Raw genomic sequence first — 25593 nt, forward strand, 5'->3', positions numbered from 1 at the left:
TTCAACCCCCCAGGTTGAGAGTGAGTTTGGTGGCGGCGAACGCTTCGGCGTAGCGCTCGTGGCATTCGATGCCGCGGATCCGCGCGAGGCCCAGGAAGGCCTCCCGGTCGTACCAGGGCCGGTGCCGCTGCGAGGGGTAGTGCTCCTGCAGCAGCCGCACCTTCCGTTCGGCGATCTCCGGCGACAGCGGCTGGTACGCCACCGGACGGCCCAGGTCGCCGTCCCACTTGACGATCTCGTAGCCGAGCACGAGGTGGTCGCGGAATCCGGTGGTCACCAGCTTCGCCAGGCCGCGGTGATCCTGGTGGGCGTCGTCGGTGCGCGGGGCCAGCACCAGGTCCGGCTCGGTGCGCTCGCGCAGCTCCTCGACCGCGGACTTGGCCTCGTCCCAGTGCGCGGGCATCCGCCCGTCCGGCAGCTTGAGCACGGTCGGCCGCAGGTCGGCGCCCGGGCAGAAGGCGGCGAGCGCGGCCTGCTCCTCCTGCTCGCGCTCGCTGCCGCCGCCGGAGAGCACCAGCGCGTCGACGCGGACACCCGGCCGCGCGAGGCACAGCGTCAGCAGCGTGCCGCCCGCGCCGATGGCGATGTCGTCGCAGTGCGCGCCGACCGCGACGATCCGGTCCAGGCGCCCGGTGCCGAGCCGGATCATGCCCGTACCCCCGCGACGTCGTCCCGTTCCCACACGGCCCACGGGCGCTCGCCCCGGGCGTAGGCGGCGTCCAGCGCGGCCCGCTCCTTCACGGTGTCGGTCGGCTTCCAGAAGCCGCGGTGCCGGTGCGCCACCAGACGGCCACGCTTGGCCAGTTGGGCGCAGCCGTCGGCGACCAGGTCCCCGCCCTGAGGTATGTGGTCGAAGACCTCCTGGCGGAGCACGAAGTAGCCGCCGTTCTCCCACAGCGGCATGTCGCTCACCGCGGTGATGCCCCCGACCAGTCCGTCCTCGCCCAGGTCCACGCAGTGGAACGAGGACTGCGGCGGCACCACCATCATCGACGCGCCCGCGTCGCGCTGCGCGAAGGAGTCGATCATCTGCGGCAGCGGGGCGTCGGTGAGCACGTCGGCGTAGTTGGCGAGGAACATCTCGTCGCCGTCCAGGTGGTGCCGCACCCGGCGCAGCCGCTCCCCGATCGGTGACTCGATGCCGGTCTGCGCGAACGTGATCGTCCAGTCGGCGATGTCGGTGGACAGCAGCTCGGTGCGCCCGTTACGCAGCACGAAGTCGTTGGACGTCGTCTCCTCGTAGTTGAGGAAGAAGTCCTTGATGTGGTGCGCCCCGTAGCCCAGGCACAGGATGAACTCCGTGTGCCCGAAGTACGCGTAGTAGCGCATGACGTGCCAGATCAGCGGCCGTGGGCCGACCATCGCCATCGGCTTGGGCACGTCGTCGGAGGATCCGCTGCGCATCCGCATCCCGTAACCGCCGCAGAACAGAACGACCTTCATGACCTACCTCACCTCGACAATGCTCAGCTCCGGGATGGGAAAGACCAGTCGGCCGCCCCAGTCGTGCACGAAGGACAGTTGCTCGATCAGCTCGGCCCGCAGGTTCCACGGGAGGACGAGCACGTAGTCCGGTCGGTCGGCGGCTATCCGCTCGGGCGGCAGGACGGGGATGCGGGTGCCCGGGGTGAACCTGCCGTGCTTGTAGGGGTTGCGGTCGACCGTGTACGGGAGCAGGTCGGGCCGGATGCCGCAGTGGTTGAGCAGGGTGTTGCCCTTGCCGGGGGCGCCGTAGCCGACGACCGTCTGGCCGCGCTCGGCCGCCTCGATGAGGAACTTCAGCAGGTCCCGGCGCACCTTGGCCACCCTGGCGGTGAACTCGGTGTATCCCGACAGCTCCTGGAGTCCGGCGGCCTTCTCCCGGTCCAGTACGTCGGCCACCCGCCGGGTCGGCTCGCCGGCCACCTCGGTGGGCCGGGCCCACAGCCGGATGGAGCCGCCGTGTGTGGGCAGCAGTTCGACGTCCACGAGCGAGAGGCCGCCGCTCGCCAGCGCCCGGATCGCGGAGGCGACTGTGTAGTACTGGAAGTGCTCGTGGTAGATCGTGTCGTACTGGTTCTGCTCGATCAGGGTCAGCAGGTGCTGCACCTCGATGGAGACCCAGCCGTCGTCGGCGACCAGGGTGCGCAGCCCCTGGGTGAACCCGACCACGTCGGGGATGTGCGCGTACACGTTGTTGGCCACGACCAGGTCCGCCGGGCCGTGTTCGGCGCGGACCGCCGAGCCGGTGTCCGGGGTCAGGAACTCGGTGAGCGTGGGCACCCCCGCGTCCCGCGCCGCGGCGCCGACGTTCACCGACGGCTCGATGCCGAGGCAGCGGATCCCCCGGTCCGCCACGTGCTTCAGCAGGTACCCGTCGTTGCTCGCGACCTCGACCACGAAGGCGTCGGGGCTCAGCTCCAGCCGCTGTACGGCGTCGGCGACGAAGGTTCGCGCGTGCTCCACCCAGGAGGTCGAGTACGAGGAGAAGTACGCGTACTCCTTGAACGTCTCCTCCGGCGTGATCAGCGGCGGGATCTGCGCGAGCCAGCAGTCGGTGCAGACCCGCAGATGCAGCGGGTATGCCGGCTCCGGCAGGTCCAGTTGGTCCGCGGCGAGAAAGCTCTCACACGGTGGCGTCGCCCCGAGGTCGACGACGCTCGCCAGCGCCGCCGAGCCGCAGAGTCGGCATCGTGTCATCTACTGCCCCCCATTGATTCCGTCCGACCCGCGATCGCGGTGCGGTACTCCTCCACCAGGCGCTCAAGGCCGACGGCCGGGCTGAAACCCTGCTCGTAACGGCGCCGGGCCGCCTGGCCCATCTCCCGGTTGCGACCCGGCCCGGCCGCGATCCGGCGCATCCGGGACGCGAGCGAGGCGGCATCGCCCGGCCGGTGCAGCAGCCCGGTCACCCCGTCCTCGACGAGTTCGACGAACGCGCCGTGACCGGCTGCCACGACCGGCACCCCGGCCGCCATCGCCTCCACGACCACCAGGCCGAACGCCTCCAGCCAGGTCGAGGGAGCCACCACGGCGACCGACCGCGCGACGGCCTTCCGGCTCTCCGCCGGGTCCAGCAGACCGACGTGGCGCACGTCGTCGCGGCCCGCCGCCCAGGCGGTCACCTCCCGCTCCAGCGGCCCGGCGCCGGCGATCACCAGCGGCACGCCCACACCGCCGCTCGCGGCGATCTCGTCCCACGCGGCCATGAGCAGCCGTACGCCCTTGGCCGGAGCGAGCCGGCCGAGGTAGAGCAGATGCTCGCCGGCGCCCGATCGGCGGTCGTCCGGGTCCGGCACGAAGTTGTGCTTGACCGCCAGCCGCTCGGCCGGCATGCCGGAGCGCACCAGTACCTCGCGCTGCGCCGCGGAGATGCACAGGAACCGCTCCACGCCGGACCACCACCGCCGCCGGTTGACCGACAGGCTCACCGCGAGCGGCACCGTCGCAAGGCGGGAGTCGCGGTAGCAGCCGTGCCGGACGGCGGGCAGCGGCGCCGCCGACCCGACGCACTCGGCGCACGGCCGGCCGTCCCGCTGCAGCGTGCCGGGCGGGCAGACCTGGGTGTAGTTGTGCAGCGTGGCGACGGCGGGCACACCGGCGTCGGCGCAGGCGGCCAGGACCGCGGGCGACAGGAGCGGGAAGACGTTGTGGACGTGCACCACATCCGGCCGCTCGGCGCGCAGCCGGGCGGCGAGCTCCCTGCGGACCGCCGGGTTCCACGGCACGAGGAGCGGTATCGCGGCCTTGGCCGGCAGGGACCGGGCGGCGATGTCGTCGCTGCGCCGCTCGAACACCTCCACCCGGTGGCCGGCCGCGCGCAGCAGTTCCACCTCCTGGTCGACGACCTTGTTCTCCCCGCTCGGCTGCGCCGAGGCGTAGCGGTTGTGCACCACCAGGACATGCATGCTCGGGGTCACCTCCGATCCTGGGCCCAGCGCGGGACACGTCGTTGCGGGGCCGCCGCGGGTGCCGGCAGGGGCGTGGCCGCGGCCGGTGCCGCCGCCAGCAGCGAGGCGGCCACGGCCAGATGCAGTAGATACGGCGAGGCGTCGCCGAGACCGGCCTCGGTGTACGACGCGATCGCGCAGTAAGTGATCAGGAAGATCGCGCAGGCCCTCGGCAGCGACGGAGGGCGCAGCAGCGCGACGCCGCCCAGCACGAGGACGAACGCCGCCACGATGACGGTGCCGGTCAGACCCTGTTCGTGGTAGACGGCCAGCCAACTGTTGTCGATGGGCAGCCCGCCGAACGACTTGTCGCCCAAGCCCATGCCGAACAACCGCTCCGACGTCGTCCGGGGCGCCGCCAGCAGGGCGTCCCAGACCTTCTGCCGGCCGGTGAGGCTGGTGAAGTGCTCCTGGCTCTGTCCGCGCAGGAACCACGAGCGCAGCGCGGAGCCGAACCCCACCGCGGCCACGGCGGCGCACACCACCGCCCAGGCGAAGAACCGGCGGGCGGCGGCGCTGGTCAGGACGAGCGAGCCGATCGCCAACGTCAACGCGATGAGCAGGCCGAGCGTGGCCGTCCGGGTATGGGTCAGCGCGAGCAGGACGAGCGACGGCACGATGACCACCGCCGCGCTGCCCCGGTCGGTCCGGCGGCCCAGCACGAGCAGCACGGTGAGCCCGGTGATCACCGCGGCGTACTGTCCGATCTGCGGCGGGGTGAGCGGCCACAGCGCGCCGACCAGGCGCCCGCCGTACAGCTCGGGCAAGGCCGCGCCCGGCGAGATGACCAGGCCGGCGGCCACCGAACCGAGCACCGCGAAGTACATCCGGATGTGGTGCCGGACGAACGTCAGGCCGCCGTCCCACCAGCGGGTGAGCAGCCACAGCGTGCCGACGAACAGCGCCAGCCGGGCACAACGGAACAGCGCTCCGAACCCGGACTCCAGGTGCGCGCTGGCGATCACGCTCGGCACCAGCAGCAGGGTGAGCAGGAACACGTAGGCGCTGGGCCGGATGCGCAGCCGGAGATTGACGGCGAGCGCCAGCGTGAACGCGGCGACCAGCGCGCCCATGGTGACCATCTGGATGAGGGAGCGGGGCAGCGGGACGATGGTCTTCGCCCCGGCGGAGCCGAGGGTGTTGAGGACCAGCAGCCCCCAGACCGTCCCGACGATCTTCGGTGTGTGATCCCCGGCCATCTCAACCACCGTCCCGTGCGCGGAAGGTGCTCCCCGCGTCCTGCCGGTACGGCGCGGACCGCCACTGCCCGAAGTCGAGCACCCGGCTCGGGTCGTGGGCCACGAACTGCCACGGCCCGAGGTAGGTGTTGTCGTGCCAGCGGTTGTGCTGCCCCCGGGTGATCGCCTCGGCCACCCGCTCGCCCTGGTACGGCGACCAGTCCGGGTAGGTGCCGTAGTTGGCGAGGACCGCCATGCGGTCGCACTTCACCGTGCAGTCGACGACGGACTTGTCCAGCACGAAGCGGTTGTCGTGGATGTCCACCCGCTGGGTCTTCCACCGGCAGTCGGCGTAGAGCGGTGCGGTGGCGATCGCCGGCCGCACGCAGCGGTCGGTGTCCTTCACCAGCAGCGTGCAGTCACCGGACGAGGTGTTGGCCGGGCTGTTGCAGAACCGGTCGGCGTTCTCCCACAGGGTGATCCCGGACCAGTTGTTCTCCAGTACGTTCCGGTAGATCTCGATCTTGTCCGTGCGGGCCTTGATCCGGGGTTCGCCGCCGGACTCGGACACGTAGACGGTCGCGAACGGGAAGTTGTCGCCGCCGTCGGCCTGCCTGCGCCCCTCGACCCAGTTGTTGCGCCGGATCGTGTTGTTCCGGATGACCGCGTTGTAGCTGGTCTCGTAGATCAGGGCGGCCCCGTCGTTGGCCTCGAGCACGTTGTCCTCGATGCGGAAGTCGTTGTTGTTGGTGTCCGCCCACAACCCGGTTCCGCGGTTGTCGTGCACCCAGTTGCCGCGCACGTCGGCGCCGTCGACGGCCCAGAACTTGATGCCTCCGGTGCAGCCGCAGCCCTCCCGGCGCCGCTCCCAGTCGTCGGTGTTGTTGCCCACGATCTCGTTGCCCTCGACCACCAGGCCGGTGATACGGCCGTCGGCCTTGTACGCGTTCATGCCGTACTGGCCGTTGTCGCGCAGACAGCTCGCGCGGACCCGCTGACGGGCACCGGCCATCAGCCCGGCACCGGAGTTGTCCCGGATCGTCGCGTGCTCGATCACCCATCCGTCGGCCGAGTCATGGTTGACCACGCCCTCGTCGGGCGGCGCGACGAAGCGCTGCACGGTCAGGTGCTGGATGGTGACGTCGTCCGCCCTGCCGCCGAACGCGTACTGGTTCTTCTTCCGGCCGTCGAGCACCGCGCCCGGCGCGCCGAGGTAGCGGTTCCCCTCCTTGGGGACGACCTGGGCGTAGCGGTCCGGTTCGAGCCGGTGCTTGCCCGGGCGGAGCCAGAACGTGGTGTTCGGGGGGTTGCTCCTGGTCTTCGCGGCCAGGTCGCCGACCACCGTGGGGTCGACCGTCACCGCGCCCGCCGGCGGCTTGGCCGGCCCGGCCGCCGGCTTGGCGCACACCCGGGCCACGGGTGTGGACGACGGCGCGGCGGTCGGCTTCGCCCCGGCGTCCGACGTGCTCGACCCCTCACAGCCGGTCGCCGCCAGCAGTGCCAGCGTCAGCGGTGCCGCCGCCCACGCCCAGTGCCGTTTCCCGATCCCCACGCGCCCCCCTAGCCGCCGAACCCGAGGACGGTGGTGAAGTCCTGCGCGCCGACGGTGAAGCCGGTGCCGACCAGCGTCGTGGTGGGCTCCTTGCGCCCGAATCCGGGGGAGTACCAGCCCAGCGGCGGTTCGGTCTCGCCGCGATGTGTCCGCCAGGACAGCTCCCCGGGCAGGTCGAGCACCGCGGAGCGGTCCTCGCCGTCCCGGGTCCAGGTGAGCTGTGCCCGATGGCCCGTCAGGTCCGCGGCGATCGCCGGGCCGAGGTGGAACGCCAGGCGCACGGCGCGGCGCGAGTTGTGCGGGCCGCGGACCTCGTCGACCACCCTCAGCTCCCGGCTCGCGGCCGTCAGCTCCACCCGGCGGCGGTGCACCGAGCCCTGGTAACCGTCGTGCTCGGCACACCAGCGGGAGGCGTCGGCGGTCAGGACGCGGGTGCGGGCATGCCGGGTCCACAGGAACGGGCCGCCGGAGACCGACTGGTCCGCGCCGTCCAGTTGCAGGGTGTTGTGGCCGAGGGTCGACCGGAAGTACCGCCGCCACTCGGGCTGCCCGTGGTAGCAGTACGTCCCCGGGTCGGCGAGCACGTCGACCCCGTCGTGCCGGACCTCCACGGACAGCGCGTCCGCGTGGGCGTGCGCGGCGATGGACAGGAAGCCGTGCGGACCGCCGTCGCAGCGGCACCAGATCTCGCCGGGACCGCGCAGGATGGTCAGCCCCGCGTCGGCGAAGTGGGCCGGGCGGCCCGCCGGGCGGGTCACGGACAGTGCGGCGGGCTTGATGAGCGCGGCCAGCAGCGGGGTGCGCACATCGGTGCCGGTCACCTCCGGCCACCAGCCGAGCCGGCCGAACACGGCGTCCCCGGTGGCAAGGAGCGAGCCCCAGCGGTCGGTGCCCGCACCGTCGACGACCAGACCGTGCCCGTCGTCCGCGTCCCCCTGGCGCGGCGGCCGCAACCGGCTGTCCACGACGGCCGCGAGCGCGTCGGTCATCCGCAGCAGCACCAGCCGGACCGACGCGGGGACCGGCACGCCCGCGGCATCCGCCTCGGCCACCGCGGCCAGGCCCAGCTCCAGCACCAGGCCGTGATACTCGGTGGCCAGCTCGCGGTTGAGGCCGGAGGCGAAGGTGTTGCCGCGCAGGTGCCGCTCCAGCGACCGCAGCGCGTCGGCCCGCCAGCGCGCCGAGGAGGGGAACCATCCGAACGCGCAGGCCGCGGCGAACTGCCCGGCGGCCTCGGCGATGACGTGGTTGTTCGCCGACGACCCCCGGCTGGGGAAGGCGGCCAGCCAGCGCTGGTGGTGCCAGATCTGGTTCCGCGCCACCGGGTTGTCCTCGAACACAGAGGCCGCGCCCGGCCAGCCGTCGAGCAGCCGGCGGATCCACACCCAGGACAGCAGCCGGATCCCCAGCTCGATGCCGCTGATCCAGTGCACTCCGCGCAGCGGCGGGTTGGCCGCCCACCACGACCGCAGGTGCTCGGCCACGCGCTCGGCGTACCGCTCGTTCCCGGTGATCGCGTAGGCGGCGGCGAGCACGGTGAGGTACTGGTGCCGGGACGGCTCCCAGATCTGCTTGATGTCCCCGACCACGTCCTCGTCGCGGTACGGCACGTCGAAGGCGTAGCCCGACGGCGCCCGGCGCCCGGTCTTCGGGTCGTACCACCAGTCCGGAGCGGCCAGATCGTCGCGGTCCACCCCGAAGTACTCGGCGTGCCCGGCCAGCAGCCGGTCCGCCTCGGCGATGAGACGTTTCGCGGCGTCCGGCGGCACCGCGGCGACCGTCCCGGCGGGCAGCACCGCGGTGAACCGGGCGCCGCTCACGCTCGGGCAGTCGAGCCGCGCCGACCGCCACCGCCGTCTGCGCACCGCGTCGCCGACCCGGCCCGCGACCTCCCGCGGTCCCATCCGGGACAGCCGGCGCAGGTACCAGCCCGGGCTCATGCTCATCGCGCCCCCGCCAACGTCACCGGGGCACCGGCCGCCAGGCCGGACTGCACGGCGAGGGTGGCCGCCGTGGTGGCGACCAGCGACTGAAGCGGCACCGGCATCGGCCCGCCGGTCCGCACGGCCTTGACGAACGCGGCCAGCTCGGCGTTCTGGCCCTTGTCCCGGGCCTTGGGCAGCCGCGAACCGACCCACTGCTTGCGGCGGCCGTCGTACACGGCGGCCCGGACGAAGTCGTCGAGCCGCAGCACCTTGCCGTCCGCGACCATGTCCAGCGTCTCCTTGGGGAAGCCGGGCGCGCCCGTGGTGACGTAGCTGATGGTGGCGGTGGACCCGTCGGAGTAGCGCAGTACGACCTGGAGGTCCTCGTTCTTGGACGTGGCGACGGCGTACAGCGAGACCGGGTCGGCCCCGAGCAGCCAGCTCGCCGTGTCGATGAAGTGCCCGCCCTCGCCGGCGAACCGCGAGCCCTCGGTGGCCTGCTGGAGGTACCAGCTGCCGTGCTGCAGTTGCCCCGCGTTGACCAGGTAGCGCAGGCTCGCCGGACCGGTGCGGGCGCCGAACCGCTGCCTGGCCTGAAGCAGCAGCGGCGCGAACCGGCGGTTGAAGCCCACCTGGAGCCGGTCGTTGCCGGACTCCTCCACCGCCGCGAGCACGCCGGCCAGCTCGTCCTCGGTGAGGGCCAGCGGCTTCTCCACGAACACCGCCTTGCCCGCCAGCAGCGCCTTGCGGGTCAGTTCGGCGTGCGAGCTGTGGCGGGTGACCACGAACACCGCGTCGATGGACTTGTCGCCGAGCACGGCGTCGAGATCGGTGGTCGCCTCGGCGAAGCCGAACTTCCGCTGCGCGTTGGCCGCGGACAGCGCCGTCGTGGTGACGACCGTCGACAGCTCGACGCCGTCGCGCTGAATCAGGTGCGGCAGCAGCATCGACGTCGCGTAGTTGCCCGCGCCGACGAACGCGAGCCGCACCGGCGTCCCGGCGGCCCGGACCGGACCCGGCCGCACGCTCACCGCGGGCACGGCCACTGCCGGGGCCTGCGCTTCGGCCACGTCTCCGAGGTACCGGAACAGCACGGCCACGGCCTTCAGGTCGCCGTCCTTCAGGCTCTGGTACGTCTCGACGGCGTCGTCGAAGTCGGCGATGTGGGAGACCAGGGGCTCCACGTCGACGCGGCCACGGGCGACGAGATCGAGGAAGCACGCCAGGTTGCGGCGCTCGGTCCAGCGCACGTAGCCGATCGGGTAGTCGCGGCCCTCCAGCTCGTACTCCGGGTCGTAGCGCCCGGGGCCGTAGCTGCGGGAGAAGCGGACGTCGAGCTCCTTCTCGTAGTACGCGTTCCACGGCAGGTCCAGGCGGCACTTGCCGATGTCGACGACCCGGCCGCGGTCCCGGCTCAACCGGGCGGCCAGCTCGACGGGCTGGTTGCTGCCGCCGCCGGCGGCCAGATACACCTGGTCCACGCCGTGACCGCCGGTGACCTCGGCGACGTAGTTCTCCACGGCCGGGGACTCGGGGTCGCCGCAGGCCGCCGCGCCCAGACGCTCGGCGAGTTCGCAGCGCGCCGGGTCGGGGTCGACCCCGACGACCTTGACCCCCGAAGCGGCCAGCAACTGCACCACGAGCTGCCCGATCAGCCCGAGGCCGATGACCAGCGCCGTGTCACCGAGCTGTGGCTCGCCGCGGCGCACGCCCTGCAACGCGATCGACCCGACGGTGCCGAAGGCCGCGTGCCGGGGCGCGAGTCCGTCCGGCACCCGGGCGTAGAGGTTCTTCGGCACCCAGTTCAACTCGGCGTGCAGCGCGTGCTCGTTGCCCGCGCAGGCCACGAGGTCGCCGACCGCCACGTCGTCGATCCCGGCGCCGACCTGCTCGACCACCCCGCACAGCGAGTAGCCCAGCGGCGTGTAGGAGTCCAGCTTGCCCATCACCTTGCGGTAGGTGGCGGGCACCCCGTTGGTCGCCACGCTCTGCATGACCTTGGCCACCTGGTCCGGCCGGGAGCGGGCCTTGCCCACCATCGACATGCCGGCCTCGGAGACCTTCATCAGCTCGGTCCCGGTGGAGATCAGCGAGTAGGCGGTGCGGACCAGCACACCGCCCGGCTTGCAGCCCGGCACCGGCACGTCGAGCAGCGCCAGCTCGCCGCTCTTGTAGTTCTGCACAACCTGTTTCACCAAGGTCCCCTTGTATTCCACGCCGTCAGGCGGCCTGCCTCTGACCGGAGCCAGAGGTCGCGCCGCGATACCAGTACTCGAGGGTCAGCACATGCCACAGATGCTTGGAGAAGTCCCGCTGCCCGGCGGCGTCCTCGGCGGCGAGCCGCATCAGCGCGTCGCGGCGCAGGAACCCGGAGCGGACCAGCTCGCCGTCGTTGATCACCTCACGCACCAGCGGTGCCAGGTCCCGGCTCATCCAGGCCCGCAGCGGGGCGCTGAACAGGCCCTTGGGGCGGTAGACGATCTCCCGGGGCAGGATCGAGGTGGCCGCCTCCTTGAGGACGGCCTTGCCCTGCCGTCCGACGATCTTGCGGTCGCCGGGCACGGCGAACGCCGCCTTGACCACCTCGACGTCCACGTACGGCACCCGCACCTCGGTCGAGGCGGCCATGCTGGAGCGGTCCGTGTACGTGAGGTTCAGACCCGGCAGGAACATCCGGGCGTCGCCCAGGCACATGCGGTTGACGAAGTCGTCGAGCTCGTTGTCCCGGTAGACGTCCGCGTGCTCGCTCAGCACGTCCTCGACCGCCGGGGCCAGGTCCGGATCGAGCAGGGCGAGCAGCTCGCCCCGGTCGTACATGGTGTAGCTGCGCCGGAACGCGGTCTCCTCCGGCAGCTCGGCGAAGGAGAGGAACCGCTTCGCGAAGCGCACCGACCGGTAGCCCCGGCGGGACGTGGCGACCGGCAGCTTGTCGACGGCCGCCGACACCCCGCGCCGCAGCGGCCTGGGGACGCGCTGGTAGCGCAGCGCGATCAGGTTGGCCAGGTGCTTGCGGTAGCCGGCGAACAGCTCGTCGGCGCCCATCCCGGAGAGCATCACCTTGACCCCGGCCTCCCGGGCGGCCGAGCAGATCAGGAAGGTGTTGATGGCGGCGGGGTCGCCGATCGGCTCGTCCAGGTGGTACGTCATCCGCGGCAGCAGGTCGAGCACGTTCGGGGCGATCTCGATCTCGTGCAGATCGACGCCGAACCGCTGGGCCACCTGCCGGGCGTAGCGCAGGTCGTCCGGCATCGCCTCGAACTTGGCGTCCTCGGCGCGGAATCCGATCGTGTAGGCGGAGATCCCGGGCTGATGACGGGCCGCCAGCGCGGTCAGGTAGCTGGAGTCGAGGCCGCCGGAGAGGAACGTCGCCACGGGGACGTCGGAGAGCAGATGGCGCCGGGTCGACTCCTCGACGACGGCGGCCAGGTCCGGCGGCTCGCTGCCCCGGCCCTCGTGGGCGACGTCCCGGAGGCTGAAGTACCGGCCGCGCTCCACCCGGCCGTCGGGCCGTATCCGCAGCCAGCTCCCCGGCGGCAGCTTCTCCGCCTCGCGGAACGCGCAGCGCGAGTCCGGCACCCAGTAGTAGAGGAGCGAGGCCACCAGCGCCGCATGGTCCACCTCCAGCGACCCGCCCGTCACGGCGGCGAGCGCCTTGAGCTCGGAGGCGAACACCAGGCCCGCGCCGCGCCGGAGCAGGAACAGCGGCTTGATGCCGAGCTGGTCGCGGGCGAGCACCAGCTCACCGGTGCGCTCGTCGAAGACCGCCAGCGCGAACATGCCGCGCAGCCGGGGCAGACAGTCGGTGCCCCAGCGCCGCCAGGCCTCGAGCAGAACCTCGGTGTCGGAGGTGCCGCGGAAGCGCACCCCGGTGGCGGTCAGTTCGGCACGCAGCTCGGGCGCGTTGTACAGCTCGCCGTTGTACGACAGGGCGAGGCCGCCCGAGACCATCGGCTGGGCGCCGGTGTCGGACAGGTCGATGATGGCCAGCCGGCGGTGCCCGAGGTGCACCTCGCCGTCACCGGCGCGGTGGCTGTACCGGCCCGCCCCGTCCGGGCCGCGGTGGGCGAGGGTGTCGGCGAGCCGGTCGGTCACGGCCTTTCCGTCCGGCCATCGGTACGTGCCTGCGATGCCACACATGTACTACCGCGCCTCCTGGTCGCTGTCCGGGCCCCGTCCCGCCCACATCGGCTGCCGCTCCGTAGGCAGCCGTCCTTCCCCCACTGCCTGAACGGCGTGGGAGGTACCCCCACCGTTCTGCCGGGCCGGCCGCTCGCTGTGGCCGCGCAGCGCGGTGTGCAGCCCGTCCCACAGCGTGCCGTCGGTCCGGTCGCGCGGATCGGGGTCGATCAGCACCACACCGATCACCGGAATGCTCAGGTCCGCGAGCTGCCGTGCCACGGTGTGCAGCCATGCCGCGCTGCCGTGCCCGGCCCGTACGACGAGCACGGTCCGGGTGCCGAGGTACCGCAGGTCGGTCCACGCCGCGCCGGGCGCCACCGAGCCGACGCCGAGCCGGCGCTCCTGCTGCGGCACGGCCGCGGCACGCTCGCCGCTGACCACGGCCGGGTCTCCCGGCCTGCGGCGGCGGCCCGCGAGCTGCGAGCCGGGCAGAGCGTCGACGATCACCACGGGCCCGTCCGCCGCCAGTGCCCTGGCGACGTCCAGGGCGATCACGCTCGCGCCGCGCGCACAGCCCAGTTCCAGCAGCGACACCGGTTCCGCGGAGCCACGCACGGTGCGGGCCAGCATCACCGTGAGCCGTTCGCGCGCCGCCCGGGTCCGTCGGCGCCGCCAGAGCCGGGCCGTCCTGCGGGGCAGTTCCGCGATGACCGAGGCGCCGAGGTTCGCCGCGATCTCCCGGCGCAGCACGGGGCGGTCCGCCACGACCGCGCCGACCGCGGCCACCGCGAGCCCGAGGACCAGCCCCAGGACGAGCCCGATGCCGGCGTTGGTGGCAGCGGTCCTGGGCAGGGAGAGCTCCACCGCGCGCGGGGCGTCCACGATCTGGGTGCGGGCGATGAGCTGGGGCGTGCCGGTGCGCGCTTCTGCGGCGCGCTGGTCGAAGTCGGAGATGCGCGAGGTGAGTTCGGCCCGGCGGGCGAAGAGCGACTCCATGTTCGCCGACGCCTCCGGCCCGCTCTGCGGCGGTCCTTGCCCGATCTCCTCGTTGACCTCGGCGAGTTCGTCCCGCATCCGGTCACGCTGGTCGAGCAGGGTCTTGGCCTCGGCGTCCGCGGCCTGCTGGATCCGCTTCACGTGGTCCGCGACGAACGCGTCGGCCAGCGCCTTGGCGCGGGCCACCGCTTCCGCGTCGCTGTCACCCGTGGCAGTGATCTGGAGCAGGTTGTTGGTCAGCCCGGTGCCCTCGTAGTCCTTCATGAAGTCCGCCGGTTTCTCCGGGGATTCGAGGGACCGCAGGGCCTTGTCGGCGATCCGCGTGGTGTGCAGCAGTGCGGCATCGGTGCGGATCAGCGTTCCGGGGTCGCTGGGCTGGTCCTCCTCGTGCGCGACCAGCACCTTGGTCACCGCGGTCGGCGGCGGTGGCATCAGGACCGCCACGCCCGCGCCGACGAGCAGCCCCAGCAGCGCCACGGAACACCACAGGCGGCGCCGCCTGCGCACCGCCACCACCAGTGCGTGCAGGTCAAGGAGGGGAGCGGCGGCCGACGCCTCCGAAGTCGTGCTCGTCACCTCGAACCTCCCGTCGAGTCGTCGCCCACCGCGAGCGCCGGCACGGCGGCGGCCTCCCGGGGACGGTCGGCAGAGCGCGCCGGACGGCCCCGGACCGCGCCCGCGAGGACGATGCCGACGATCTCGTGCCCCGCGTCCGCACACGCCTCGGCGATGCCGGCGAGCTCGCCCGCGGTCGAGCCGCCCGCGCTGAGCACGACCAGGGCACCGGACTCGTCGTCGCGGTCCGGCACCAGCGGCCGGGACTCCGAGACCCCCACCACCCGCAGCAGCGGATCGCCCCCGGCCTCGGCGAGGAGCCGCTCGGCGGCGCGGCGGGCGACCTCGTCGCCGTCCGGGACGACGACCAGCAGCCGCCGGGCGGCCGGCAGCCGGTCCCGGAGCCGGGCGCACACCCGGCGGTAGCGGATCCGCAGGCCGGCCTCGTCGCCGGACGTCCGCGGGGTCGGTAGGTCCCACCGGATGTCCAGGCCCAGCAGCCGGCGGATCCGGGCCCGCGGGCCACGTCCTTCCGGCCGGTGTGCGGGCCGGCCACCGGGTACGTCGACGGTCCCCAGCAGCGCCGCGCCCAGCGCCGCGGTGATCTCCGGCTCGGTGCGCAGCCGGCGACTCATCCGCGCGGCGGTGAGATGGCCGACGACCGTGAGCAGGAAGAACAGCACCGCCCCGGCGACGATGAGCTGCAGCCTCGTCGGCGGGGCCTCGCCGGTCGGCCGGGCCGCCGGGCCCATGACGACCATGTTGGCCTTGCCGGCCGCCGAGTCGGCCTGGTCCAGCTTGGTGATGGCCTCCTGCAGCGCGGTGCGCAGCTTCGCCAGCTCGGTGCGGGTCTGCACGCTCTCCACGGTCCGCCCCGGATCGGCCGCGTCGGCCAGCTCGGTGATACGGCGGCTGGTCCGCACCACCATCTGCCGCAGCGCCTCGGGCCGCGCCGCCGCTTCGGCGTCGGTGTCCTCGCCCGCGATCCGCGCCGCGAACGCGACGAACTGCTCGGCCACCTGGTCGGAGAGCTGCTGCGCGCGCTTCGGAGTGTCGGCCGTGCCGGAGATCTTGATGATGTTCCCGTCGGCGGCCTCGGCGCTCACCCGGTCCCGCAGCTCGCTGGCGCCGACCCCGGACCAGTCGAGCGTGGCGGCCACCCGGTCGACCACCACCGAACTGGTCGCGATCTCCGTCTGGGTCAGCAGCTCGCGCTCCTCCCACGCCCCTGGCAGCAGTACCGAGGCCGACGTCGTGTAACGCGGCGGGAAGAGCAGGGAGGCGCCGTAGCCGACGAGCGCACCCACCAGGGCGAGGACGGTGAGAAGCCGCCGGCGCCGACGGATCATCCGCCCGATCGTGACCAGGCGTATCGTGTCATCGCTCAATGGCGCGGCCTCCTTCTTGCCCGGTCCGGGCCGTGCCCCGACACCGGAGTGTGGTCACGGCAGGCAGCGGCGTAGGCGGCGAGCAGCGACGTTTGCGAGTTCCGCCAGGACAGCGGGCCGCCGACCCGGTCCTGGCCGGTCCTGCCCATCCTGGCCCGCTGCTCCGGATCGTCCAGCAGCACCGCGATGAGCTTCGCGAACTCGGCCTCGTCGTTGGCGGGCGCGTAGAGGGCGGCGTCACCGGCGGAGACGCGCGCCTCCTTCAGGTCGAACGAGACGATCGGCCGGCCCATCACCATGTACTCCAGGACCTTGTTCATGGTCGACACGTCGTTGAGCGGATTGCGCGGGTCGGGGGAGAGGCACACGTCCGCGGTGGACAGGTAGCGCGCCAGGTCGGCGTCCGGAATGCGCCCGGTGAACTGCACCTGCTCCGCGAGCCCGAGCCGCCGGGACAGCTCCACCATCGCCTCGAAGGTGTCGCCGGCGCCGACGAACACCGCGTGCCAGTCGCTCCGCCCGAGCTCGTCGCGCAGCTTCGCCAGGGCCCGCAAGGCGTAGTCGACCCCGTCCTGCGGGCCCATGACGCCGAGGTAGCACAGCAGATGGGGCTTGCCGCGCTTCAACTCCGGCTCGGGCGGGACGGGGTGGAACCGGTCGACGTCGGGCGCGCTGCGCACCACGAAGACGTCCTCGGGGCGCCGGCCGCCACGGCGCACCGCGACGTCCCGGTAGCTCTCGTTCGTGGCGAGTACGACGTCCGCGCTCCGGTAGGTCATCCGCTCCAGCGCGCACACGGCGCGGTACAGCAGGTCCTTTCCGCGGCCGAACCGGGAGAGATACAGCTCGGGTACCAGGTCGTGCTGGTCGAAGACGAACCGCGCGCCGCGCCGCTTCAGCCACAGCGCCGGCAGGAACAGCAGATCGGGCGGGTTGCAGGCGTGCACCACGTCGACCGGGCCGACCTTCCGGGCCAGCCGGACCGTGTGCCAGAGCGCCGCTGCGTACTCCCGCAGATAGCCGGCCGGCCCTCCGGTGGCCGCGCTGAGCGGGTAGCGGTGGATCCGCACCCCGTCGATCTCCGCCTCCGGCTCCGTGTCCCGCTTGCTCCCCCGAGGACAGATGACGTGCACCTCCCAGCCCGCGTCGCGCAGCGTCGTGCACTCCTGCCACACCCGCCGGTCGAACGGCACCGACAGGTTTTCTACGAGGATCAGCGCGCGTCGGCCTGTGCCGACCGTGTCACCAAGCAAGGCCCATGTACCCCGGTTCGGCCCGGCGCGCCTCGGCGTCGGGGAGGCGGACGAGATCGACGATCACGGGGCCCTCGCCGCCATGGGGCAGAGCCGACAGCACGTCCGGATCCCTGGTCCCGACCAGGCACACCTCGGCGTGCTCGAGCACCTCGTCGACGGAGTCCGCGAGCAACTGCGCGAGGTGCGGCAGCCGGGTCTCGATGTACTCGCGGTTCGCGCCGATCAGCCGGGACAGGCTCACATTGGCGTCGTGGATCCGCAGGTCGTAGCCCTTGCCGAAGAGCCGCTCCGCCAGCTCGACGAGCGGGCTCTCGCGGAGGTCGTCGGTGCCGGGTTTGAAGGACAGCCCGAACAGCCCCACCCGGCGCTTGCCGGTGCGCTCGACCAGCTCCACCGCGCGCTGCAGATGGTCGGAGTTGGAGGGCAGCACATGGGAGAGGATCGGCACCGAGACGTCGGCCCGCCGCGCCGCGTGGACCAGGCTGCGCAGGTCCTTGGGCAGGCAGGAACCGCCGAAGGCGAAGCCGGGCCGCAGATAGGCGGGGCTGATGTTCAGCTTGCGGTCGGCCAGGAACACGTCCATCACCTGGTGCGAGTCCACCCCGAGCGCCTGGCACACCGCGCCCAGCTCGTTCGCGAAGCCGATCTTGAGGCCGTGGAACGCGTTGTCGGCGTACTTGATCGCCTCGGCCGTCGGGACCGGCACCCGGAACACCTCGCCGGGCAGGCCGTCGTACAGCGCCGCCACCGCGTCGCCGCTCGCCGGGTCGAGTTCGCCGATGACGGTCTTGGGAGGGTCGAAGAAGTCCCGCACGCTGGTGCCCTCGCGCAGGAACTCCGGGTTGACCGCGACCCCGAAGTCCACCCCGGCCGTGCCGCCGACGTACTTCTCCAGGATCGGTACCAGCAGGTTCAGGCAGGTGCCCGGGAGCATGGTGCTGCGGAACACGACGGTGTGCCGGCCCCCCTGCTTGCCCCGCTCGGCCAGCGCGGCGCCGATCTGCTCGGTGACCCGCTCCAAGTACGTGGTGCACAGGCTGCCGTTGGACTCCGACGGCGTGCCCACGCAGACCAGCGACACCTCACTGCCCATGATCGCCTCGCGGACGTCGCCGGTGGCGCGCAACGACCCGGCCCGCACGGCCTCGGCGACCAGCTCGCCGATCCGCTCCTCGACCACCGGGGCCTTGCCGTCGTTGACCAGGTCGACCTTCACCTGGTTGACGTCCACCCCGATGACGTCGTGCCCCTGGCTCGCCAGGCACGCGGCCGACACACAGCCCACATAGCCGAGCCCCAGGACGCTTATTCTCATGACCCGTTCCTCCCCCCGGGCAGGCCCTCGCGGCCTGCCGTCCGTGCGCCGGCCGGACGACGCTCCCCGCGCATCAGTAGGCCCCCTGCCCGTGGAGCACCGCGCGCAGCGTCTTCCACAAGATCACCGTGTCGAGGGCGAGCGACCAGTCCTCCACGTAGCGCAGGTCCAGCCGGACCGCCTCCTCCCACGGCAGGTCGCTGCGTCCGCTGATCTGCCACAGGCCGGTGAGCCCCGGCTTGACCAGCAGCCGCCGCCGGATGTCGGGGCCGTACGCGGCGCACTCCTCCGGCAAGGGCGGGCGCGGACCGACGAGCGACATCGATCCGGTCAGTACGTTGAACAGCTGCGGGAGTTCGTCGATGGAGTACCGGCGCAGCACCGCTCCCACCCGGGTCACCCGCGGATCCCGGTGGAGCTTGAACAGCAGGCCGGCGCCCTCGTTGCGGTCGGCAAGGCGGGCACGTGCCCCGTGGGCCCCGGCGACCATGGTGCGGAACTTGAAGATGGTGAACTCGCGGCCGTCCTTGCCGACTCTGCGCTGCCGGTAGAGCGCCCCGCCCCGGCTGTCCGCCACCACGAGCAGCGCGACGAGCACCATCAGCGGCGCGAACAGGATCAGCAGGAGCGCCGCACCCAGCCGGTCGACGACCTCCTTGACCGCACGGCGGCCCCCGGTGAAGGCCGGCATGCTGACCCGCAGCAGCGGGATCCCGAGCACCGCGTCGACGTGCAGCCGCGGGCCGGCCACCTCCATCAGCACGGGGGCCACGACCATCTCGGCATCGCTGCCCTCGAGGTTCCAGGCCAGCCGCTGCAGCTTGTCCGGTGACCAGTGCGGGTCCGGTGTGACCGCGACGACACGGTAGCCGTCGCGGCGGACGTGAGTGGCGACGTCCGCGAGTCGTCCTACGACGGGCACCCCGTCCAGTTGGTCGCCGTCGGGCCCGAGACCGTCCGCCGTGCACACGCCGTCCACCCGCCAGCCGAGGTGCGGGAACTTGCGGGTCCGGATGATCAGATCGCGCACGGTGGCCGGGCTCCCGGCGGCGAGCACCGGTCGCAGGCACCGTCCCTCCTTGCGCTGTCTGTGCAGCCACAGACGGAGCAGATAGCGCGCGGTCATGGTGGTGAGCGCGATCGCCGGGATGGCGACGAAGATCCAGAGCTTGATGTTGCGCGAGGTGAGGGCGATCCCGCCGAGCGCCAGCACGACGACCGCCGTGAACAGTGAGCGACCGAGCCGGCGGAACTCCTCGGCGCCCTGGCCGAGCACGGCCGGCGCCCATGACCGGCTCACCGCGAGCGTTCCCAGCACCAGCAGTTCGGTGCCGAACGCGAGAATTCTCCACTTCTCGTGCCAGTCGGCCGCGTCCCGGGCCCCGAAGAAGAGGCCGATCGCCGCCACCACGACGGCGGTGGTCACCGTATCGCTGATGATCACGGCACGGCGGTAGCGGTGCTCCCAGTCGCTCGTGGGCCGGCCGATCGTCCCGTTCTCCAGACGCCTGCGCGCCGACGAAAACGGGTCGATTAATCCCCCCTGCTGCACAGGACCCCCCAAGGTCACCAGTGGTTCGACGTGTTCGCCGCACACTGTGTTCCGCAGGGAGGCGCCCCCCGCCCCCCGCGCCGCGCTGTTCTCTCCGCGCGGGAGGCCCCCGCCTCCCGCGCAACTCACCTTGGTGCCCGCGGACCCGCATGTCCCCGCATTGATCACCCATAGATCATTTGGGTCGCTACGTGTCCGAACTGCTGAAGCACGGTCAATCTAGACCATGGTGGGCCGATGTGTAGAGGGGATGTGTGTGATTTGTGTTCAAGCTTTGGGGCTTGATCCAACGTTAGGCGCAGGAGACGCGTCAAGGGCCGTGCGCCGCAGGTTGGTTGGGGATTGGCTGAGAAAGACGGCGTGCGTGGCCCCGATCACACAGGGTCGGACGGGCGTTAGAGATGCGTCAAAGGCGGCAGGGCCGCCGTAAGAGGGCTGTCAAGGGCGGCCGAATCCGGTCACAGAGGCGCTTTCCTCGATTCGTCCGATTCTCATTCGAACCTCACTAGGAGATCGCGATGGCCGACGTGGCCTTCGTCCTCACCACGGTCGCGGTGTTCGCGCTCGTGGCTCTCATCGCCCGGGGGGTGGGCAAGCTGTGACCGCCGAGAACATCGTCGGCCTCGTGGTGGCCGTCGCCCTGCTGGGCTATCTCGTCCTCGCCCTTGTGTTCCCGGAGAGGTTCTGAGATCAGGCATGGGTCCCGTACTTGCTGACGTGCTCGTGGTGACCGCGCTGATCGGCGCGCTCGCCCTGGTGCACCGTCCCTTCGGCGACTACATGGCCGCCGTGTACAGCTCCAAGAAGCACTTCCGGGTCGAGAGGTGGATCTACCGCTCCGTCGGTGCCAATCCGGACGCGGAGATGCGCTGGCCGGCGTACCTGCGCGGGGTGCTGTTCTTCTCCGCGGTGAGCGTGCTTTTTCTGTATCTGCTGCAGCGGGTGCAGGACAAGCTGCCGCTGTCGCTGGGCTTCAACGCGATCACGCCGGACCAGGCGTTCAACACGGCCGCCTCCTTCGTGTCCAACACGAACTGGCAGTCGTACTCGGGCGAGTCGGCCATGAGCCACGTCACCCAGACGATGGGCCTGGCGGTGCAGAACTTCGTCTCCGCGGCGGTCGGCATCGCGGTCGCGGTGGCGCTGGTGCGCGGCTTCGCCCGCTCCCGGACCGGTGAGCTGGGCAACTTCTGGGCGGATCTGGTGCGCGGCGTCGTTCGCGTCCTGATCCCGATCTCCGTGGTCGCCGCCGTGATCCTGATCGCGGCCGGTGCGATCCAGAACTTCGGTGACATCCACAGCGTCACCACGCTGACCGGCGACAAGCAGGCCATCAGCCCCGGTGCGGTGGCCTCCCAGGAGGCCATCAAGGACCTGGGTACGAATGGTGGCGGGTTCTTCAACGCCAACTCCTCGCACCCGTTCGAGAACCCCAATGGCTTCACCAACCTGCTGGAGATCTTCCTGCTGCTGGTGATCCCGTTCTCGCTGCCGCGCACCTTCGGCAGGATGGTCGGCTCGGTGAAGCAGGGTTACGCCGTCGTCGCGGCCATGGGCGTGATCTGGTTCCTCGGCGTGATCGCCGTGACGATCACCGAGTACGCCCACCCGGGCACCGCCTCGCAGCTCGCGGGCGGCGCGATGGAGGGCAAGGAGCAGCGCTTCGGCGAGGGCAACTCCTCGCTGTTCGCGGTGTCCACGACCATGACCTCGACCGGGTCGGTGAACTCCTTCCACGACTCCTTCAGCGGGCTGTCGGGCGGGGTGCTGCTGCTCGGCATGATGCTCGGCGAGATCGCGCCCGGCGGGGTCGGCTCCGGTCTGTACGGCATGCTGATCATGGCGGTCATCGCGGTGTTCATCGCCGGTCTGATGGTGGGCCGTACGCCCGAGTACCTGGGCAAGAAGATCGGCACCCGCGAGATCAAGCTGGCCGCCTGCTACATCCTGATCACCCCGGCGCTGGTGCTGACCGGCACCGCGCTGGCGATGGCGCTGGGCAAGGGCGAGTCGTCCATGACGAACGTCGGGGCGCACGGCTTCTCCGAGGTGCTGTACGCCTACACCTCGGCCGGCAACAACAACGGCTCGGCCTTCGCCGGGTTCGGCGCGAACACGGAGTACCACAACACGATGCTCGGCCTGTGCATGCTGCTGGGCCGGTTCCTGCCGATGGTGTTCGTCCTCGCGCTGGCCGGCTCGCTCGCCGAGCAGCAGCCGATCCCGGCCACGGCGGGCACCCTGCGCACCGAGAAACCGCTGTTCACCGGCCTTCTCGTGGGGGCGATCCTGATCATCACCGGCCTGACGTTCTTCCCGGCGCTCGCGCTCGGACCGCTGGCCGAAGGGCTGGCGGCATGACGACCGACACGCAGCACACCGACGTAAAGAAGCAGGACTCCATGTCCACTCCCACCCTCGCGCCCCACCAGGACGCACCGACCGGGCACAAGGCTCCCGAGTGCCGGGCAGGCGCGGGTCTGTTCGACCCCAAGCAGCTCGTCAAGTCGCTGCCGGACGCCTTCCGCAAGCTCGACCCGCGGGTGATGGTCAAGTCGCCCGTGATGTTCGTGGTCCTCATCGGCTCGGCCCTGACGACGATCTTCGCGTTCAAGGACCCGGGCGACTGGTTCGGCTGGACCATAGCCGGCTGGCTGTGGCTGACCGTGATCTTCGCCAATCTCGCGGAGGCGGTCGCCGAGGGCCGCGGCAAGGCGCAGGCGGACACGCTGCGCAAGGCCAAGACCGACACCGTCGCCCGCAGGCTCGGCAAGGACGGCACGGCCGAGGAGCGGATCCCCGGCACCGACCTGAAGGTCGGCGACCTGGTCGTGTGCGAGGCCGGCGACGTCATCCCCGGCGACGGAGACGTCGTCGAGGGCGTGGCCTCGGTGGACGAGTCGGCGATCACCGGTGAGTCGGCTCCGGTGATCCGGGAGTCCGGCGGTGACCGGTCCGCGGTGACCGGCGGCACGAAGGTGCTGTCCGACCGGATCGTCGTCAAGATCACGACGAAGCCGGGCGAGACCTTCATCGACCGGATGATCAGCCTGGTCGAGGGCGCGGCCCGGCAGAAGACGCCGAACGAGATCGCGCTGAACATCCTGCTCGCGTCGCTGACGATCGTCTTCCTGCTCGCGGTGGTGACGCTGAAGCCGTTCGCCGTCTACGCGGGTGCCGACCGGCAGACCTCGCTGATCGTGCTGACCGCGCTGCTGGTCTGCCTCATCCCGACCACGATCGGTGCGCTGCTGTCCGCGATCGGCATCGCCGGTATGGACCGCCTGGTGCAGCGCAACGTCCTGGCGATGTCGGGCCGCGCGGTCGAGGCCGCCGGGGATGTGTCGACCCTGCTGCTCGACAAGACCGGCACCATCACCCTCGGCAACCGGCAGGCCGCCGAGTTCGTGCCGGTGCGCGGCGCCACGGCCGCCGAGGTGGCGGACGCCGCCCAGTTTTCCTCGCTGGCCGACGAGACGCCCGAGGGGCGTTCCGTGGTGGTACTGGCGAAGGAGAAGTACGGGCTGCGCGAGCGGCACCAGGGCGAGCTGGCCCATGCCGAGTGGATCGCCTTCACGGCCCAGTCCCGTATGTCCGGTGTGGACGTCGACGGCCGCAAGGTCCGCAAGGGCGCGGTCGGTTCGGTCATCGCCTGGGTCGAGGACCAGGGCGGCCAGGTCTCCGACGACGCCGACGGGATCGCGGACAAGATCTCCGAAGCGGGCGGCACGCCGCTGCTCGTGGCCGTCGAGGACGACAAGGGTGCCCGGGTCCTGGGCGTCATCCACCTCAAGGACGTCGTCAAGGACGGCATGCGCGAGCGGTTCGAGGAGCTGCGCCGCATGGGCATCAAGACCGTCATGATCACCGGTGACAACCCGCTGACCGCCAAGGCGATCGCCGAGGAGGCGGGCGTCGACGACTTCCTCGCGGAGGCCACTCCCGAGGACAAGATGGCGCTGATCAAGCGGGAGCAGGCGGGCGGCAAGCTGGTCGCGATGACCGGCGACGGCACCAACGACGCCCCGGCCCTCGCCCAGGCGGACGTCGGCGTGGCCATGAACACCGGTACGTCGGCCGCCAAGGAGGCCGGCAACATGGTCGACCTCGACTCCAACCCGACCAAGCTGATCGAGATCGTCGAGATCGGCAAGCAACTGCTGATCACCCGGGGCGCGTTGACCACGTTCTCCATCGCCAACGACGTCGCGAAGTACTTCGCGATCATCCCGGCGATCTTCGCGGTGGCGTACCCCTCCCTCGACAAGCTCAACATCATGGATCTGGCCTCCCCCGAGTCGGCCATCCTGTCGGCCGTGATCTTCAACGCGCTGATCATCATCGCCCTGGTGCCGCTGTCCCTGAAGGGCGTGCGCTACCGGCCGATGAGCGCGGACATGATGCTGCGGCGCAACCTCGGCCTCTACGGCCTCGGCGGCCTGATCGTGCCCTTCATCGGCATCAAGCTCATCGACCTGCTCATCTCGCTCATCCCCGGGATCGGGTGAAGAACATGAACAACTCCGTACTGAACACCGGCCGCATGGTCTGGGCGGCCCTGCGCATGCTGCTCGTCCTCACCGTCGTGACCGGCATCGCCTACCCGCTCGTCGTGACCGGCATCGGCCGGCTGGCCTTCCACGACAAGGCGAACGGCTCGATCGTGAAGGTCGACGGCAAGGAGGTCGGCTCGAAGCTGATCGGCCAGAGCTGGAACCTGCCCGGCACCGACAAGCCCGACCCGAAGTGGTTCCAGGGACGGCCCTCCAACAGCGGCTACGACCCCCTGTCCACCGGCTCCAGCCAGCTCGGGGCGAGCGACCCGACGCTCGTCAAGGACGTCAAGGCCGCCAAGCAGCAGGTCGCCGCCTTCAACGGCGTACCCGAGTCCGAGGTACCGAAGGACGCCGTCACCGGCTCGGCCTCGGCCATCGACCCGGACATCTCCCCGGCGTACGCCGACATCCAGGTCAAGCGGGTCGCCGAGCACAACGGACTGTCCGTCGCCCAGGTGCACAAGCTGGTCGACGGGCACACCGACGGCCGCACCCTCGGCTTCATGGGCGAGCCGCACGTCAACGTCCTCGAACTCAACATCGCACTCAAGGAACTCGCGGCGCGGAGCTGATGGAGGCACACCGATGACCCGGGTGCTGGTAGTGGAGGACGACCCCCAGCTCGTACGCGCGCTCGTCATCAACATGCAGGCCCGCCATTACGGCGTCGACGCGGCCCCGGACGGCGCCACGGCCCTGCGGCTGGCGGCGGCGCGCCGCCCCGACGTCGTCGTCCTCGACCTGGGGCTGCCGGACATGGACGGCGTCGACGTCATCAAGGCGGTGCGGGGCCGCAGCCGCGTGCCGATCCTCGTGCTGTCCGCCCGGCGGGCGTCCGACGAGAAGGTGACGGCGCTGGACGCGGGCGCCGACGACTACATCACCAAGCCGTTCAGCATGGACGAACTGCTCGCCCGCCTGCGCGCCGCCGTCCGCCGGACCGAGAGCCTGCCGGTCGTGACCGAGACGACGCTGATGAAGACGGACGAGTTCACCGTCGACCTGGCCGCGAAGAAGGTCCACCGCGGCGGGCGGGACGTACGGCTGACCCCGACCGAGTGGCATCTGCTGGAGATCCTGGTGACCAACCCGGGACGCCTCGTCACCCAGAAGCAGCTCCTGCGCGAGGTCTGGGGGGCGTCCCAGAGCAACAAGACGAACTATCTGCGGGTGTACATGGCCCAGCTCCGCCGCAAACTCGAAGCGGATCCCTCGCACCCGCGCCACCTCATCACCGAACCTGGGATGGGATACCGCTTCGAGGAGTGATCC

Annotated in this window: 19 protein-coding genes; 5 read left to right on the forward strand and 14 right to left on the reverse strand. The window is 71.4% G+C overall.

Annotated features, from left to right (window positions below; genetic code table 11):
- Position 1 precedes the first annotated feature (1 nt).
- The 14 genes from ACP4J3_RS37455 to ACP4J3_RS37520 all read right to left on the reverse strand — a co-directional run bounded on the left by ACP4J3_RS37455 (position 2) and on the right by ACP4J3_RS37520 (position 19765).
- Positions 2–649 (reverse strand): PIG-L deacetylase family protein, encoded by a 648-nt coding sequence (locus tag ACP4J3_RS37455; protein ID WP_426540784.1) that lies wholly within the window; start codon positions 647–649, stop codon positions 2–4.
- Positions 646–1443 carry a glucose-1-phosphate cytidylyltransferase gene (locus ACP4J3_RS37460; protein ID WP_426540785.1) on the reverse strand — a complete coding sequence of 266 codons (798 nt, stop codon included), beginning with the start codon at positions 1441–1443 and terminating at the stop codon, positions 646–648. Before ACP4J3_RS37460 ends, ACP4J3_RS37455 begins: the two co-directional genes overlap by 4 nt.
- A gap of 3 nt (positions 1444–1446) precedes the next feature.
- Positions 1447–2679 carry a methyltransferase domain-containing protein gene (locus ACP4J3_RS37465; protein WP_426540786.1) on the reverse strand — a complete coding sequence of 411 codons (1233 nt, stop codon included), beginning with the start codon at positions 2677–2679 and terminating at the stop codon, positions 1447–1449.
- Positions 2676–3887, reverse strand: a complete 1212-nt coding sequence (locus ACP4J3_RS37470; protein ID WP_426540787.1) for a glycosyltransferase — start codon at positions 3885–3887, stop codon at positions 2676–2678. Before ACP4J3_RS37470 ends, ACP4J3_RS37465 begins: the two co-directional genes overlap by 4 nt.
- An 8-nt stretch (positions 3888–3895) precedes the next feature.
- Complete coding sequence (locus ACP4J3_RS37475) at positions 3896–5128, reverse strand: O-antigen ligase domain-containing protein (protein WP_426540788.1); 1233 nt, start codon at positions 5126–5128, stop codon at positions 3896–3898.
- 1 nt (position 5129) lies between these two features.
- Positions 5130–6659 carry a right-handed parallel beta-helix repeat-containing protein gene (locus ACP4J3_RS37480; protein ID WP_426540789.1) on the reverse strand — a complete coding sequence of 510 codons (1530 nt, stop codon included), beginning with the start codon at positions 6657–6659 and terminating at the stop codon, positions 5130–5132.
- A gap of 8 nt (positions 6660–6667) precedes the next feature.
- Entirely contained in the window at positions 6668–8605 is a 1938-nt protein-coding gene (locus ACP4J3_RS37485; RefSeq protein WP_426540790.1) for an alginate lyase family protein, read from the reverse strand.
- Positions 8602–10779, reverse strand: coding sequence for a bi-domain-containing oxidoreductase (locus ACP4J3_RS37490; protein ID WP_426540791.1), 2178 nt, complete (start codon positions 10777–10779; stop codon positions 8602–8604). Before ACP4J3_RS37490 ends, ACP4J3_RS37485 begins: the two co-directional genes overlap by 4 nt.
- Positions 10780–10804: 25 nt before the next feature.
- Entirely contained in the window at positions 10805–12721 is a 1917-nt protein-coding gene (asnB, locus tag ACP4J3_RS37495) for an asparagine synthase (glutamine-hydrolyzing) (RefSeq protein WP_426540792.1), read from the reverse strand.
- 3 nt (positions 12722–12724) lie between these two features.
- A complete protein-coding gene (locus ACP4J3_RS37500) occupies positions 12725–14275 on the reverse strand; it encodes a Wzz/FepE/Etk N-terminal domain-containing protein (RefSeq protein WP_426540793.1) in 1551 nt (516 codons plus the stop codon).
- A complete protein-coding gene (locus ACP4J3_RS37505) occupies positions 14272–15642 on the reverse strand; it encodes a Wzz/FepE/Etk N-terminal domain-containing protein (protein ID WP_426540794.1) in 1371 nt (456 codons plus the stop codon). The genes ACP4J3_RS37500 and ACP4J3_RS37505 overlap by 4 nt, the downstream gene beginning before the upstream one ends.
- Positions 15639–16895 carry a glycosyltransferase family 4 protein gene (locus ACP4J3_RS37510; protein ID WP_426540795.1) on the reverse strand — a complete coding sequence of 419 codons (1257 nt, stop codon included), beginning with the start codon at positions 16893–16895 and terminating at the stop codon, positions 15639–15641. The genes ACP4J3_RS37505 and ACP4J3_RS37510 overlap by 4 nt, the downstream gene beginning before the upstream one ends.
- Positions 16885–18213, reverse strand: a complete 1329-nt coding sequence (locus tag ACP4J3_RS37515) for a nucleotide sugar dehydrogenase (protein WP_426540796.1) — start codon at positions 18211–18213, stop codon at positions 16885–16887. Before ACP4J3_RS37515 ends, ACP4J3_RS37510 begins: the two co-directional genes overlap by 11 nt.
- Before the next feature lie 73 nt (positions 18214–18286).
- Entirely contained in the window at positions 18287–19765 is a 1479-nt protein-coding gene (locus ACP4J3_RS37520) for a sugar transferase (protein ID WP_426540797.1), read from the reverse strand.
- 598 nt (positions 19766–20363) lie between these two features.
- Between ACP4J3_RS37520 and kdpF the strand changes: the two genes are divergently transcribed.
- Genes kdpF through ACP4J3_RS37545 form a run of 5 tightly spaced genes read left to right on the forward strand, consistent with a single transcriptional unit; the run spans position 20364 to position 25590 of the window.
- Positions 20364–20453: a K(+)-transporting ATPase subunit F gene (kdpF, locus tag ACP4J3_RS37525; RefSeq protein WP_033264828.1), complete on the forward strand. Its 90-nt coding sequence runs from the start codon at positions 20364–20366 to the stop codon at positions 20451–20453.
- An 8-nt stretch (positions 20454–20461) separates the two neighbouring features.
- The gene (kdpA, locus tag ACP4J3_RS37530) at positions 20462–22126 is read left to right on the forward strand and encodes a potassium-transporting ATPase subunit KdpA (RefSeq protein ID WP_426540798.1); all 1665 of its coding nucleotides are present in this window, start codon (positions 20462–20464) and stop codon (positions 22124–22126) included.
- The gene (gene kdpB / locus ACP4J3_RS37535; RefSeq protein ID WP_426540799.1) at positions 22123–24273 is read left to right on the forward strand and encodes a potassium-transporting ATPase subunit KdpB; all 2151 of its coding nucleotides are present in this window, start codon (positions 22123–22125) and stop codon (positions 24271–24273) included. The genes kdpA and kdpB overlap by 4 nt, the downstream gene beginning before the upstream one ends.
- Before the next feature lie 5 nt (positions 24274–24278).
- Positions 24279–24893, forward strand: coding sequence for a potassium-transporting ATPase subunit KdpC (gene kdpC / locus ACP4J3_RS37540; protein ID WP_426540800.1), 615 nt, complete (start codon positions 24279–24281; stop codon positions 24891–24893).
- Positions 24894–24906: 13 nt separating this feature from the next.
- Positions 24907–25590 (forward strand): response regulator, encoded by a 684-nt coding sequence (locus tag ACP4J3_RS37545; RefSeq protein ID WP_426540801.1) that lies wholly within the window; start codon positions 24907–24909, stop codon positions 25588–25590.
- The last annotated feature ends 3 nt before the right edge of the window (positions 25591–25593 follow it).

This window comes from Streptomyces sp. UG1 (genome assembly GCF_049974585.1).
GTDB lineage: Bacteria > Actinomycetota > Actinomycetes > Streptomycetales > Streptomycetaceae > Streptomyces.

What these genes read in the sequence shown, in the direction of transcription:
- ACP4J3_RS37455 (WP_426540784.1), bottom strand. Translation starts at nt 649, where the DNA reads ATGATCCGGCTCGGCACCGGGCGCCTGGACCGGATCGTCGCGGTCGGC.
- ACP4J3_RS37460 (WP_426540785.1), bottom strand. Translation starts at nt 1,443, where the DNA reads ATGAAGGTCGTTCTGTTCTGCGGCGGTTACGGGATGCGGATGCGCAGC.
- ACP4J3_RS37465 (WP_426540786.1), bottom strand. Translation starts at nt 2,679, where the DNA reads ATGACACGATGCCGACTCTGCGGCTCGGCGGCGCTGGCGAGCGTCGTC.
- ACP4J3_RS37470 (WP_426540787.1), bottom strand. Translation starts at nt 3,887, where the DNA reads ATGCATGTCCTGGTGGTGCACAACCGCTACGCCTCGGCGCAGCCGAGC.
- ACP4J3_RS37475 (WP_426540788.1), bottom strand. Translation starts at nt 5,128, where the DNA reads ATGGCCGGGGATCACACACCGAAGATCGTCGGGACGGTCTGGGGGCTG.
- ACP4J3_RS37485 (WP_426540790.1), bottom strand. Translation starts at nt 8,605, where the DNA reads ATGAGCATGAGCCCGGGCTGGTACCTGCGCCGGCTGTCCCGGATGGGA.
- asnB (WP_426540792.1), bottom strand. Translation starts at nt 12,721, where the DNA reads ATGTGTGGCATCGCAGGCACGTACCGATGGCCGGACGGAAAGGCCGTG.
- ACP4J3_RS37515 (WP_426540796.1), bottom strand. Translation starts at nt 18,213, where the DNA reads ATGAGAATAAGCGTCCTGGGGCTCGGCTATGTGGGCTGTGTGTCGGCC.
- kdpA (WP_426540798.1), top strand. Translation starts at nt 20,462, where the DNA reads ATGGGTCCCGTACTTGCTGACGTGCTCGTGGTGACCGCGCTGATCGGC.
- kdpB (WP_426540799.1), top strand. Translation starts at nt 22,123, where the DNA reads ATGACGACCGACACGCAGCACACCGACGTAAAGAAGCAGGACTCCATG.
- kdpC (WP_426540800.1), top strand. Translation starts at nt 24,279, where the DNA reads ATGAACAACTCCGTACTGAACACCGGCCGCATGGTCTGGGCGGCCCTG.
- ACP4J3_RS37545 (WP_426540801.1), top strand. Translation starts at nt 24,907, where the DNA reads ATGACCCGGGTGCTGGTAGTGGAGGACGACCCCCAGCTCGTACGCGCG.